At 69.6% G+C, this 12,738-nt stretch carries 10 protein-coding genes; 3 read left to right on the forward strand and 7 right to left on the reverse strand.

The window, feature by feature from the left end:
• Positions 1-92: 92 nt before the first annotated feature.
• A complete protein-coding gene (locus AC1ROC_RS15635; RefSeq protein WP_493001242.1) occupies positions 93-1,634 on the reverse strand; it encodes a PucR family transcriptional regulator in 1,542 nt (513 codons plus the stop codon).
• 94 nt (positions 1,635-1,728) lie between these two features.
• Between AC1ROC_RS15635 and gabT the strand changes: the two genes are divergently transcribed.
• Both gabT and AC1ROC_RS15645 read left to right on the forward strand, forming a co-directional pair.
• A complete protein-coding gene (gabT, locus tag AC1ROC_RS15640; RefSeq protein ID WP_493001244.1) occupies positions 1,729-3,084 on the forward strand; it encodes a 4-aminobutyrate--2-oxoglutarate transaminase in 1,356 nt (451 codons plus the stop codon).
• Positions 3,081-4,574, forward strand: a complete 1,494-nt coding sequence (locus AC1ROC_RS15645) for an NAD-dependent succinate-semialdehyde dehydrogenase (protein WP_493001246.1) — start codon at positions 3,081-3,083, stop codon at positions 4,572-4,574. Before gabT ends, AC1ROC_RS15645 begins: the two co-directional genes overlap by 4 nt.
• Before the next feature lie 73 nt (positions 4,575-4,647).
• On the opposite strand, the gene AC1ROC_RS15650 is transcribed toward AC1ROC_RS15645, so the two are convergent.
• From AC1ROC_RS15650 to AC1ROC_RS15675, 6 genes are read right to left on the reverse strand one after another with little or no spacing between them, the layout of a single operon-like run.
• On the reverse strand, positions 4,648-5,820 hold the full coding sequence (locus AC1ROC_RS15650) for a glycoside hydrolase family 1 protein (RefSeq protein WP_168688611.1): 1,173 nt from the start codon (positions 5,818-5,820) through the stop codon (positions 4,648-4,650).
• A gap of 12 nt (positions 5,821-5,832) precedes the next feature.
• Entirely contained in the window at positions 5,833-6,696 is an 864-nt protein-coding gene (locus AC1ROC_RS15655; protein WP_493001248.1) for an alpha/beta fold hydrolase, read from the reverse strand.
• Positions 6,693-8,396: an ABC transporter ATP-binding protein gene (locus AC1ROC_RS15660; RefSeq protein WP_493001250.1), complete on the reverse strand. Its 1,704-nt coding sequence runs from the start codon at positions 8,394-8,396 to the stop codon at positions 6,693-6,695. Before AC1ROC_RS15660 ends, AC1ROC_RS15655 begins: the two co-directional genes overlap by 4 nt.
• Complete coding sequence (locus tag AC1ROC_RS15665; protein ID WP_085368684.1) at positions 8,393-9,346, reverse strand: ABC transporter permease; 954 nt, start codon at positions 9,344-9,346, stop codon at positions 8,393-8,395. The genes AC1ROC_RS15660 and AC1ROC_RS15665 overlap by 4 nt, the downstream gene beginning before the upstream one ends.
• Entirely contained in the window at positions 9,343-10,323 is a 981-nt protein-coding gene (locus AC1ROC_RS15670; RefSeq protein WP_085368683.1) for an ABC transporter permease, read from the reverse strand. The genes AC1ROC_RS15665 and AC1ROC_RS15670 overlap by 4 nt, the downstream gene beginning before the upstream one ends.
• Positions 10,324-10,327: 4 nt before the next feature.
• A complete protein-coding gene (locus AC1ROC_RS15675) occupies positions 10,328-11,995 on the reverse strand; it encodes an ABC transporter substrate-binding protein (RefSeq protein WP_493001253.1) in 1,668 nt (555 codons plus the stop codon).
• 295 nt (positions 11,996-12,290) lie between these two features.
• Between AC1ROC_RS15675 and AC1ROC_RS15680 the strand changes: the two genes are divergently transcribed.
• Positions 12,291-12,722, forward strand: coding sequence for a hypothetical protein (locus AC1ROC_RS15680; RefSeq protein ID WP_493001255.1), 432 nt, complete (start codon positions 12,291-12,293; stop codon positions 12,720-12,722).
• Positions 12,723-12,738 lie beyond the last annotated feature (16 nt).

The raw sequence follows: 12,738 nt of genomic DNA on the forward strand, positions 1-12,738 counted from the left end.
CGAGCATGACCCTGAGCGGGGTGGACGTTGAGCCGTCCACCCCGCTCAGTCGTGCGTCCGGAAGGTCGGGCTGGGGAGGCTGGTCGGGCCGGTCAGGCGTGCGCGGCGCGGAGCGCCGCGAAGAGGTCGGCGCGGGCGGCGAAGCTGCCGAGGTCGACGCCGAGGATGCGCTCTGCCTCCGCGACGCGCGTGCGGAGGGTGTGCCTGTGCATCCCGAGCTCGCGGGCGGCCACGTCGTAGACGCCGTTGTGGTCGAGCCAGACCAGGAGGGTGCGGGGGAGGTCGGCGTCGGCCGAGCCGAGCGGGGCGATGGCCGCCGTGGCGACGGCGCGGGCGTCCGGGGTGTCGAGCAGGGCGAGCATCCCGCCGCCGGCGATGTCGTCGAAGCGTCGGAGGGGCCGGTCGGCGTCCGCCCGGTCGCGCGCAGCAGAGGCCTGCGCGAGCGCCGACGCCAGCTCGGTGAGCGGTCCGGCCGCCGAGATGCCGCCGCGGAGGTCGAAACGGGCGGCGAGCTCCGGGAGGCCGGACGGGGCAGCGTCCTCTTCGAGCACCACCAGGTCGTGCCCGTCGCGGGCGAAGAACAGTCCGGGCCGCGACTCGAGGACGTCGGCGGCGGAGGCGATGGCCGTGCCGCCGAGCACGGCCACGCGCACGGGGCCGGAGGGCAGCGCGCCGAGCACCGGCTCCGCCACCGTCTCCGCGAGCGCCCTGTCCCCGGCGAGCAGCGCCCGCCACACCGCGGTGCGCAGGCGGGTCCGCGCCGCATCCGTCGCCCTGCTCTGTTCGAGCGCGAGGCCGGCCAGCGCCACGACGCCGGTGACCACCTGCTGCGCGGCCTGGTCGAGGCCCGCCGAGCCGACGGCCAGCACCCCGCGCAGCCGCCCGGCGGCTCCGAGGGTCTGCAGGGCGAACGTCGCGCTCGCGCCGACGTCGGTGGCGCCCGATCCGTCAGCGGCGCCGCCCGCGCCGTCGCCTCGAATGCCCGCCCCGTCGCCCGATCCACCACCCGCGGTCCCCGCCGCGCGGCGGCGCGCCCGCAGCAGCGGCTCGGCCGCCGTCGTGATCGCCGCGCGATCCTGCGTGGACAGTCCGCCGGGCGGATACGCCCTGTCCAGTTCGCCGTCCGCGCCGACGAGGGCGACAGGGCGGTCGATCTGCCTGGCGAGTTCCGCGAGCACCGCGCCGAGCGCATCCGGTCGGAGCGCCGCCAGCGAGATGGCCCTGGATGCGCGGAGCGCCCAGGTGTTGCGGGCGTAGGTGTCCGCCGCCACCCGATCGGCGACGAACCGCGCGATGGCGATGAACGGCGTGCGGTACGGCACCTCGAACAGCGGCAGGCCGTGGCGGGTGCAGGCGTCGACCAAGGCGTCCGGCGTCCCGGCGCGCACCACCTCCGTGCCGAAGCCGAGGCCGGCGATGCCGTGCGCGACCAGGCGGGACACGTACGGCTCGACGTCGTCCGGCGCCCCCGTGATCAGGAGCACCTGGCCGGGCGCGAGGAACGGCGTCGGGTCTTCGAGGTCGGAGCTGTGCGCCCAGTGGATGCGCGCATCCAGCTCGGCGGCCCCGCTCGGGGTGAGCAGCCGCAGCCCGAGATCCTGCCGGGCGAGCAGCTGGGCGACGGTGGCGGGCACGAGCGACTCCGATCCGCCAGTATGTACAAAACCGGCGAGGCGATTGTACAACGTGGCTGATGGCCTGCGTCGGGCGCGTCCTTACGATTCCAGCATGAGCATCGTCGAGACCCCTTCCGCCGTCCTCGGCGGGCCATCGCTCCCTCAGGAGCGCAGGCTCGTCACATCCATCCCCGGTCCGGAGTCGCGCAAGCGCGCCGAGCGCAAAGCCCAGGCCGTCGCGGCGGGCGTCGGCACCACGCTGCCGGTGTACACGGTCGCCGCCGGCGGAGGTGTGCTCGTCGACGTCGACGGGAACTCGCTGATCGACTTCGGCTCGGGCATCGCCGTGACCGGCGTCGGCAACTCGGCGCCGCGCGTCGTGGAGGCCGTCACCGCGCAGGTCGCCCAGTTCACCCACACCTGCTTCACCATCACCCCGTACGACTCGTACGTCGAGGTGGCAGAGGCGCTCAACCGGCTGACGCCCGGCAACCATGCCAAGCGCAGCGCCCTCTTCAACTCCGGCGCCGAAGCCGTGGAGAACGCGGTCAAGATCGCCAGGCACTACACCGGCAAGCAGGCCGTCGTCGCGTTCGACCACGCGTATCACGGCCGCACCAACCTCACGATGGGGCTGACCGCCAAGAACCAGCCGTACAAGAACGGCTTCGGCCCGTTCGCGCCCGAGATCTACCGCGCTCCGCTCAGCTACCCGCTGCGCGACGGCGGCCTGACCGGGGCGGAGGCCGCGAAACGTGCCATCACCATGATCGAGAAGCAGGTGGGCGCCTCCAACCTCGCCGCCATCATCATCGAGCCGATCCAGGGCGAGGGCGGCTTCATCGTGCCGGCGGACGGCTTCCTCCCCGCGCTCGCGGAGTGGGCTGCCGCGAACGGCGTGGTCTTCATCGCCGACGAGGTGCAGACCGGGTTCGCCCGCACGGGCACGATGTTCGCCTCCGAGCAGTTCGGCATCGTGCCCGACCTGATCGTCACCGCCAAGGGCATCGCGGGCGGCCTTCCGCTGTCCGCCGTGACCGGCCGCGCCGAGATCATGGACGCCCCGCACGTCGGCGGCCTCGGCGGAACGTACGGAGGCAACCCGCTCGCCTGCGTCGCGGCGCTCGCCGCGATCGAGACGTACGAGACGGACGACCTCGCCGCGCGCGCCCGCGAGATCGGCGCCATCCTGTTCGAGAAGCTCGGTGCGTTGCGCGATGCCGACCCGCGCGTCGCAGAGGTGCGCGGCCTCGGCGCGATGGTCGCCATCGAGCTGGTCGACGAGAGCGGCGAACCGGATGCTGCACTCACCTCCGCCGTCGCGGCCGCCGTCCACGCCGCGGGCGTCGTGCTGCTCACCTGCGGAACCTACGGGAACGTCATCCGGTTCCTTCCGCCGCTGAGCATCCCGGACCACCTCCTCATCGAAGGACTCGACATCGTCGCGGAAGCATTGGAGAACGCATGAGCATCGCAGAGCAGACCACAGCATCCACCCTGTCCGAGCGGGAGAGTGACCTGCTCTCGCGCGTGCCGGACGGCCTGTACATCGACGGGCGCTGGGAGCAGGGGACGCGCGACCCCATCGAGGTCAGCGACCCGGCCACCGGACGCGTGATCAAGCGCATTGCGAACGCGACGCCGGAGGACGGCATCCGGGCACTCGATGCGGCGGACGCGGCCGCGGAGGCGTGGGCGGCGACCCCGCCCCGCACCCGCGCAGAGATCCTGCGGAAGGCGTTCGACCTGCTGCAGGAGCGCCGCGACGACTTCGCCCTGCTGATGACGCTCGAGATGGGCAAGCCGCTGGCCGAGGCCAACGGCGAGGTCACGTACGGCGGCGAGTTCCTGCGCTGGTTCAGCGAGGAGGCCGTGCGAATCGGCGGTCGCTACGGGCAGAACCCCGAGGGCACGGGCACGATGGTCGTCTCGCAGCGCCCGGTCGGGCCGTGCTTCCTGATCACGCCGTGGAACTTCCCGCTGGCGATGGCCACCCGCAAGATCGCGCCTGCGCTGGCCGCGGGATGCACGGTCGTGGTCAAGCCGGCGGAGCTCACCCCGCTGACCACCCTGTTCTTCGCGCAGCTGCTCGAAGACGCCGGCGTGCCGGCCGGTGTCGTGAACGTCGTGCAGACGAGCACGTCGAGCACGGTGTCCGGTCCGATCATCGCCGACCCGCGCCTCCGGAAGCTGTCGTTCACCGGCTCGACCCCGGTCGGGCAGCGGCTGATCGCGCAGGCGGCGCAGAACGTGCTGCGCACCTCGATGGAGCTCGGCGGTAACGCGCCGTTCGTCGTGTTCGACGACGCCGACGTCGACAAGGCCGTCGAGGGCGCGATGCTCGCGAAGTTCCGCAACATCGGCCAGGCCTGCACCGCGGCCAACCGGTTCATCGTGCACGAGTCCGTCGCCGACGAGTTCGCGCAGAAGGTCACCGCCAAGGTGAACGCCCTGCGGCTCGGCCGAGGCACGGAGGACGGCGTGACCATCGGGCCGCTCATCGACGCCAAGGCCGTCGCATCCATGCAGGAGCTGGTGGGGGATGCGGTCTCCCGCGGCGCCCGCGTGCTCACCGGAGGAAACGCGCCGGAGGGCGACGGGCACTTCTTCGAGCCGACGGTGATCACCGACGTGCAGCCGGGCAGCACCATCCTGAGCGAGGAGATCTTCGGGCCGGTGCTCGCGATCACCACGTTCGCCACCGAGGAGGAGGGCGTCGCCCGCGCCAACGAGACCGAGTACGGCCTGGTCGGCTACGTCTTCACCGAGGACCTGGCGCGCGGTCAGCGCATGATCGACGCCATCGCCACCGGCATGATGGGGCTCAACACGGGCCTCGTCTCCAACGCGGCGGCCCCCTTCGGCGGCATCAAGCAGTCCGGCCTCGGCCGTGAGGGCGGCGCGGAGGGCATCCACGAGTACCTCTCGACGAAGTACACCCTCATCCCGGCCAGCTAGACGCAAACGAGTCCGGACTTATGCACGGTCACGCTCGGCGTGTCGCGTGCATAAGTCCGGACTCGATTTTTACTTAGAGGGCGTTGGCGCGGGCGACGGAGCCGAGCCAGGCCAGCGACGGCTTGGGGGTGCGGACGAAGGTCTCGCGGTCGACGGCGATCAGGCCGAAGGTCGGCCGGAAGCCGCTCGCCCACTCGTAGTTGTCGAGGGCACTCCAGTGCAGGTAGCCCTCCAGCTGGATGCCGTCCTCGATGGTGGCGTGCAGCTCCCGCAGCGCGGCGTCCGTGTACGCGATCCTGCGCTCGTCGTCGCTGGTCGCGATCCCGTTCTCGGTGATCATCACCGGGACGCCGCCGGACAGCTCCCACGCGCTCCGCACGCCCTCTGCGGCGGCGGGCGGGTAGAACTCCCAGCCGGTCAGCGTGGTCTCGACGTCGTCGGCCACCGGCAGCGGTCCGTTCGGGCCGATGAACGTGCGCGTGTACGCCTGCACTCCGACGAAGTCGTCGCCGGCCGACTGCTCCAGGTACCAGTCGTCGCGCGGGTAGCCGTACTCGCGCAGCATCTCCTCCGAGCCGGGTTCTCCGTTGGAGCGGAACGCCTGGGTCGCGATGGTCCAGCCCGACTTCAGCCCGGAAACCTGCGACAGCACCTCCCTGGAGCGTTTGTGGGACGCGAGCAGCGCATCCGCGACCCCGAGGTCCGGGTTCGGCAGGCCGTACGCGACCAGGTTGGCCGCGTCCTCTCCACCCGCGAGCATCGCCGCGATGTTCGGCTCGTTGATGGTGCAGACGTATTCGACGCCGTCGGAGACGATGGGGAGCGCGAGCTCGGTGTACCTCGCGAACAGGTCCGCCGCATCCGGTGCCCGCCAGAAGCCGTCGCGGTCGAACCAGCGCGGCACGGTGAAGTGCATGAGCGTCACCACCGGCTTCAGGCCGAACTCGTGGGCGGTGTCCACCATGCGGCGGTAGTGGTCGATCTCCGCGCGGGAGACGAAGCCGCGCTCAGGTTCGATGCGCGCCCACTCGACGCTGAACCGGTAGGTGTTCAGTCCGGCGTCCGCCAGCAGCTTCATGTCTTCGCGGTAGCGGTGGTAGCTGTCCATCGCGTCTCCCGACGGTTCCACGATGGTCGTGCCCGGTGTGTGCTCGAGCACCCACCAGTTGCTGTTGATGTTGTTGCCTTCGATCTGGTGCGCAGCGGTGGCAGCGCCCCAGAGGAATCCGTCGGGGAAGGTGAGCACAGTTCTCCTGTTTCAGTGGATGGTCGAGAGGAAAGCGTCCAACGCGGAGGCGGTGGCCTCCGGCGCTTCGAGCTGGGGGGAGTGGTGGCCGCCGGGGATCACGGCGTAGCTCGCACCGAGCCGTTCCGCCATGTGCTGCTGCATCGGGATGGGCCACGCGTCGTCGAACTCGCCGTGAGCGACGAGGACGGGGACTCCGGATGCGCGCAGGGCGTCCGTCGTGTCGTGGTCTGCGCGCAGGATCTCGGCCCCGGCGAGCAGGTTCTCGCTCGACGTGCGCTTCGCGCGCAGGCGGAGGAAAGCCTCGTCGGCGGTGAGAGCGGAGTCCGGCTGCCCGACGGTGTGCGGGTTGTCGCGGTTCCACATCCCGATCGAACCGGAGGCGGTGACGGTGTCCGTCGTCTCCTGGTGGCGGCCGGGCCAGCCGGTGGGGCCGGAGCAGAGCATGGTGTACGAGGCGAACGCCTCCGGTGCGGCGATGACCGCCTCGCGTCCGACGACGCCGCCGAGACTGTGGCCGATCAGGTGGACGGGGCGGCCGTCGGCGATCAGGCGCGCCACCTCGACGGTGTCGGCGGCGAGGGCGTCGAGCCGGTAGCTGTCGATGCCGGAGGGGGCGGCGGAGTCCGCCTGGCCCCGCTGGCTGTACGCCCAGACGTCCCAGCCCTGCGCGGCGAGCAGGGGGAGGAAGGTGCGGAAGTCCTCTTTCGACCCCGTGAAGCCGGGGACGAAGAGCACCGTGCCGGCCGCATCCCGTGCCGGAGCGTGCAGCGCCGTGAGCGTGCCGACTGCGGCGGGGATGCCGACCACCTCGACGCCGTCCGGGATGGGCAGCGCACCGAACGCGGGAATCGGCGAGAACCGGGCGGCGGTCATGCGAGCGCCTCCCTGGCGCGGGCCGGGTTCGGGACGGCGTCGAGCAGCTCGACCGTGTACGGATCCGACGGGTGCCGCAGCACGTCCGCCGTCCTGCCCCGCTCGACGACGCGACCGGCGTTGAGCACCATGATGTCGTCGGTGACGAGCCGCGCGGAGAGCAGGTCGTGCGTGATGTAGAGCAGCGAGACGCCCCACCGCTCCCTGAGGTCTTCGAGCAGGGCGAGCACCCCGGCGCGCAGGGTCACGTCGAGCATGGAGACGGGTTCGTCGGCGATCAGCACCTGCGGGTCGCTGGCCAGAGCGCGCGCGATGACGACGCGCTGCCGCTGCCCGCCCGAGAGCTGGTGCGGCAGCTTGGAGGCGAACTGCTCGACCGGCGCGAGGCCGACCGTCTCGAGCAGTTCGAGCACGCGGGCGGGGGCGGCAGAGCCGTGCAGACCGGTGAAGTTGACCACCGGACGCGTCAGGGCGTACTCGACGGTGTGCAGCGGGTTGAGGGCCGCATACGGATCCTGGAACACCATCTGCACGTTCTTGTGCAGGTCGCGCACGCCGCGTCGGCCGAGCTTCGCGACATCCGCGTCACCGAAGGTGACGGTGCCGGAGGTCGGCTTCTCGACGCCGGTGAGCAGCTTGGCGATGGTCGACTTGCCGGAGCCGGATGCGCCGACGAGCGCGAGCGACTGGCCCGGTTCGAGCGTGAACGAGACGTTGTCGACCGCGGTCACCTCGCTCTCGCCGCGGCGGGGAGCCGGGTACACCTTGGAGACGCCGTCGACCACGATGGCCGCCTGCGCGGCACGGCCGTCGCGCTCGCGCACCGCCGTGGTCGCGCCTGAGCCGGATGCGCCGGCACCGGTCGTGCCTGCACTATCGCGCCTCGCGGGGAACCCCGGCAGCTCCACCACCTCGGCGCGCGGGTCGGCGTAGTGGCTCAGCAGCATCCGCGTGTACTCGTGCTGCGGTGCCTCGAGGATCTGTCTGCTCGACGCGTCCTCCACGATGCGTCCGTCGTGCATCACGAGCACGCGCTGCGTCGCTTCGAGCACGACGCCCAGGTCGTGGCTGATCAGGATGGCGGTGAAGCCCTCCGACTGCTGCAGTTCGGTGATCGTGTCCATGATCGCGTGCTGCACCAGCACGTCGAGCGCGGTGGTCGGCTCGTCGAACACCATCAGGCGGGGTTCGAGCGACAGGGCGAGCGCGATCGAGACGCGCTGGCGCATCCCGCCGGAGAGTTCGCCGGGGAAACGGGCGAGCACCTGCTCTGTCAGCCCGACCTTGCCCACGAGTTCGCGCATCCTGGCGTCCCACCGCTCCTTCGGCACGTGGCCGTGGGCGCGGAAGATGTCGGCGAAGTGCTTGCGGATCGTGCGGACCGGGTTGAGGGCGTTCATGCCGGACTGCAGCACCATCGCGAAACCGCCCTGGCGCTGACGGCGCAGCTGCTCGGCGTCGAGCTCCCGGATGTCCTGCCCGCCGAACAGGATCTCGCCGCCGTTCGTGCGCGCCGGCGGCTTCTGCAGCCGGGTGAGCGCGAAGCCCAGCGTCGACTTGCCGGAGCCGGACTCGCCGACCAGGCCGATGAACTCGCCGGCGCCGACGGTGAACGAGACGTGGTCGACCGCCTGCACGGGCGTCTGCCCGGCCGACTCGTAGATGACGGAGAGGTCGCGGACCTCGAGAAGCTCGCTCATCGTGCGCTCTTTTCTTTCGCGGGGCGGCCTTCGCGGAGGCGCGGGTTGCTGATGGCGTCGACGCCGAAGTTGATGAGCGTGAGGCTCATCGCGAGCAGCGCGATGCAGAGACCGGGGGCGAACAGCAGGATCCACTGGCCGGTGAGGAGGGCGTTGGAGTTCTGCGCCCAGTAGAGGATGGTGCCCCAGCTGACGATCGAGGAGTCTCCGAGTCCGAGGAACTCCAGACCGGCCTCCGCCAGGATCGCCGCCGTCGCCGCTCCGAAGAAGCTGCCGGTGATGAGCGAGGTCATGTTGGGCAGGATCTCGTTGAACACGATCCGGAACGGCCGGTCGCCGGAGAACCGGGCGGCGGTGACGAAGTCGCGCGACCGCAGGGACTGCGTCTGGCTGCGCAGCACGCGGGCGCCCCACGCCCATCCGGTGATCACGATCACCGTCACGATCATGAACAGGCCGCCGTTCTGCAGGTATGCGGCGATCACGATCATCAGCGGAAGGCCGGGGATCACGAGGAAGAGGTTGACGAAGAAGTTGACCACCTCGGCGCCGAAGCCCCGGATGTAGCCCCAGCTGAGCCCGATCAGCACGGCGACGACCGTGGAGAGGAAGCCGGCGATGAAGCCGACCGCCACGCTCACCCGAGCGCCGTAGATGAGCTGGCTGAGCACGTCCTCTCCGGCGGCGGTGGTGCCGAACCAGTGCTCGGGGCTCGAGTCCGCGTTGCGGGGGAAGCCGTCCTGCGTCGCGCCGTACGGTGCGAGCAGCGGGGCGAAGATCGCGACGAGCACGAAGAACGCCAGGATGATGAGGCCGAGCCTGGACTTCCAGTTCGACCAGAGCGTCGACGCCGCTCGCCCGATGAATGCGAGCCTGTGCGGCGGCTTCGACCCTCCGGATGCGGAGGCCGCGTCCGTGGTGATGGACTTGAAACTCTGTGTCGTGGTCATCGGCGGGTCCTTGGGTCGAGTACGCCGTACAGAATGTCGACGAGGAAGTTGGCGACGAGAACGCTGACGGTGATGAGGAGGAACAGCGCCTGCATGAGCGGGTAGTCCTGGCCGATCACCGCGTTGAACAGCAGGAAGCCGATGCCCGGGTATCCGAACACCTGCTCCACCAGGATGGAGCCGCCGACCACGCCGCCGAGGGCCAGCCCGAACCCGGTGAGGTTCGGCAGGATCGCGTTGCGGGCCGCGTACTTCATGGCGACCGTGCGGCCCTTGAGACCGTTGGCCTCCGCGAACGTCACGTAGTCGTCGCCGAGGGTGTTGATCATGGCGTTGCGCATCCCGAGGATCCAGCCGCCGATCGACGTGATCAGGATGGTGATCGCGGGAAGCACGGCGTGGTACGCCACATCGACGATGAAGTCCCAGCTCCACGCCGGCGTCGCCGTCGGGCCGAACGCCCCGGAGGTGGGGAACCAGTGCAGCACATAGCCGAGGAAGAACAGCAGGAGCAGCGCCGTCCAGAAGTACGGGAAGGTGCTGGCGAACGTGCCGGTCAGGGTCGGCAGCGAATCGAGCCAGGTGTTGCGGCGCCAGGCGGCCAGCACGCCGAGCAGGGTGCCGAGCACGAAGGCCACGATGGTCACGATGCCGAGCAGCACGATCGTGTATGGGAACGCCTGGCCGACCAGCTCGGACACGCTCTGCGGATAGAACGTGTACGAGACACCGAAGTCGAACGTGACCACCTGGTGCAGGTAGCTCACGTACTGATCCCAGAGGTTGCCGCCGGGAACGCCGAGCTGCGCCTCGATGGCCGCGCGGGTGGCGGCGGTGACCGGGCCGTTCTGCGAGAGCTTCGCGATGGCGGCGTCGGTGGGGGAGCCGGGCATCAGCCTCGGCAGGATGAAGTTCAGCGTGACCGCCGCCCACAGGGTGAGGACGAACAGGCCGAGCTTGCGGAGCGCGTACGCCATCGGCCTACTCACCGTCCTTCCGGAGCTTCAGATGGGTGAAGACGAGCAGCGGGGTCTGGTCGTAGGTCTGCGGCGGAGCGTAGGGGTTCTTCGCATCCGGCCAGCCGGTGAACTTGGCGTCGTTGTACAGCCCCCAGAGGCCGCCGTAGTAGAGGCCGATCACGGGCAGCTGGTCGTAGACGACGCGCTGCAGTTCGTGGCTGAGCTGCAGGCGGGCGGTCTCGTCGGTGGTGACCTTGTACTCCTGGAGCAGCTGGTCGGTCGCCGGGTTGCTGTACCTGCCGAAGTTGCTGGCGGTCGCCTTCCCCATCGGGGTGGCGAACTCGCTGGAGAGCAGACCGTTGAACGCCTGGAAGATGATGCCGCCTCCCATGCCGCCCATCGCCACCTGGAAGTCGCCGTTCTGGATGGCCGCCTGATATCCCGGCGGCTGCGGCTGCTTGATCGAGACGTCGATGCCGAGGGCGCCGAGCTCCTTGCGGACCTCCTGCACCGCGCGCAGCCAGTCGGAGTATCCGTTCGCGGTGGTGATGGAGAACGCGAACTGCTTGCCGTTCGCATCCACCAGCTTGTCGCCCTGCTTGGTGTATCCGGCTTTCGCGAACGCCTCCAGCGCCGCCTGGGTGTTCTGGGAGATGATCCCCTGGTCCGGGATGCTCGGGTCGAGCTCAGCCTGCTGGTTGGGCAGCATGAGCCCGGTCTGTCCCGCCGCCTTCATGTAGCCCTCGGTGGCGGAGTCGGCGATCTTGTCCCTGTCGAGGGCGAGCGCGATGCCGCGGCGCACATCCAGGTTGTCGAACGGCTTCACCGTGAGGTTGGGCATCAGGCTGATGACGCCGCCCGGCGGGAACCAGTACTTGTTGTTCTTGTTGGCGGACACCCAGGTGCCCTGCACGTCGCTCATGAAGGCGTACGCCCAGTCGAAGCCCTTGGTGGCGATGTCGAGCTCGCTGGTGGCGGAGGGGAGCACGAGGTGCTTCACCTCGACCTTGTCCGCCTGCCAGTACGACTCGTTCTTGTCCATCGTGTACTGCTGCGAGGAGAAGTTGCCCAGCGTGTACGGGCCGGTGCCGACCGGGTTCGGGTCGCGCCAGGTGTCCGGGTTCTTGACGTCCTTCCAGATGTGCTGGGGCACGATGAGCGTCTGGGAGATGATGTCGGATGCCGGAGCGTCCGCCTCCTTGAGGTGCACGATCAGGTGGTCGCCCTTCACCTCCAGGCTCTTGATGTGCTGCCAGGCGCCCTTGAGGTCGAGCGTCGGGAATTTCTTGATGAGGTCGAGGGTGAACTTCACATCCTGGACGGTGAACGGTGTACCGTCCGACCAGGTCGCACCGCTCCGGATGGTGTAGTCGATCGTCTGCGGGTCGGGGAGATCGATCTTCGAGGCCAGCCAGGGCGTGCCTTTGCCGTCGAGCACGTTGATGACCACGAGGGGCTCGTAGATGTAGCTCGACGCCGCCCTCTTGTTGACGAGGTACGGGTTGAAGTTGCGCTCCATCATCGGAGTGCCTTTGTCTGCGGCCAGCAGCATGGTGTCCGCCGGGATCGACGGGTCCTGCTGGCTCTGGATCTTGATGCTGCAGCCCGAGAGGGCCAGCGCGGCCGCGGCCAGCGTCGCGAGCATCGCGAGTCCCCGGCGCCGGGCGCCGGTGTGTTTCGTGTGCGTCATTGCCACCATCCTTGTTGGTACGCCGACCACTGTAAGCGCATACATTAAGTTTTGCAAGATGCCCCCGAATGGGGGTCCGCACAATGGAGGACAGACCGCTATAGTCGGGGTACGTCATCGGCTTCCCGAAAAGCCGGTGGAGTCCTCTCGGCACCGTCGAGAGCGTTTACCCGCTTCGTCTGTTCGATGCGGTGCATGGGGGAACGTGCTAGGGAAGCGTCTCCGTGACCCATCAATCGGCGTGAATTCAATGGAAAGTACCCGAACTTCCATGTCCACAATCTCTGACACCCCTATGCCCGCACCCCTCCTGTCCGTGGTCGACGACGTCGCCCCCGGCCGGTGGATCGCCATCTCATCGCTCGACGCCTCCCGCAGCGCCGGGCTCGCGAGCGGCGTCTCGATCGAACGGCTGACGGCCGCACTGTTCCCCGTCCTCCCGATCAGCGCCGCGACGGCCACGCCGCTCGTCGGCTGGCTCGCCGACCCGAGCGACGACGCCAGCGTCGACGCGTTCTACACGGTGCAGGGCACCGCGCGCGACGCCGAACGGCGCTCGTTCGAGATGCTCAGCCTCGCCGCCCTGCCCGAGGACGTCTGGCACGCGGTGGATGCGGTCATCACGGTCGACGCGCAGGAAGACTTCGTCTTCTTCGTCTGCGTCGGCGGCCGCACCCCGCACACCGTCACCGACCTCCTCCTCGAAAGCGTCGTCCTCGCCGCCTGACCCGCTGTCTCTGGGC

Source organism: Leifsonia sp. GW821-FHT13C05 (genome assembly GCF_058806515.1).

Excerpts from the sequence above, each read along its gene's own strand:
- gabT (WP_493001244.1), top strand. The coding sequence starts at position 1,729 with ATGAGCATCGTCGAGACCCCTTCCGCCGTCCTCGGCGGGCCATCGCTC.
- AC1ROC_RS15645 (WP_493001246.1), top strand. The coding sequence starts at position 3,081 with ATGAGCATCGCAGAGCAGACCACAGCATCCACCCTGTCCGAGCGGGAG.
- AC1ROC_RS15655 (WP_493001248.1), bottom strand. The coding sequence starts at position 6,696 with ATGACCGCCGCCCGGTTCTCGCCGATTCCCGCGTTCGGTGCGCTGCCC.
- AC1ROC_RS15660 (WP_493001250.1), bottom strand. The coding sequence starts at position 8,396 with ATGAGCGAGCTTCTCGAGGTCCGCGACCTCTCCGTCATCTACGAGTCG.
- AC1ROC_RS15665 (WP_085368684.1), bottom strand. The coding sequence starts at position 9,346 with ATGACCACGACACAGAGTTTCAAGTCCATCACCACGGACGCGGCCTCC.
- AC1ROC_RS15670 (WP_085368683.1), bottom strand. The coding sequence starts at position 10,323 with ATGGCGTACGCGCTCCGCAAGCTCGGCCTGTTCGTCCTCACCCTGTGG.
- AC1ROC_RS15675 (WP_493001253.1), bottom strand. The coding sequence starts at position 11,995 with ATGACGCACACGAAACACACCGGCGCCCGGCGCCGGGGACTCGCGATG.
- AC1ROC_RS15680 (WP_493001255.1), top strand. The coding sequence starts at position 12,291 with ATGCCCGCACCCCTCCTGTCCGTGGTCGACGACGTCGCCCCCGGCCGG.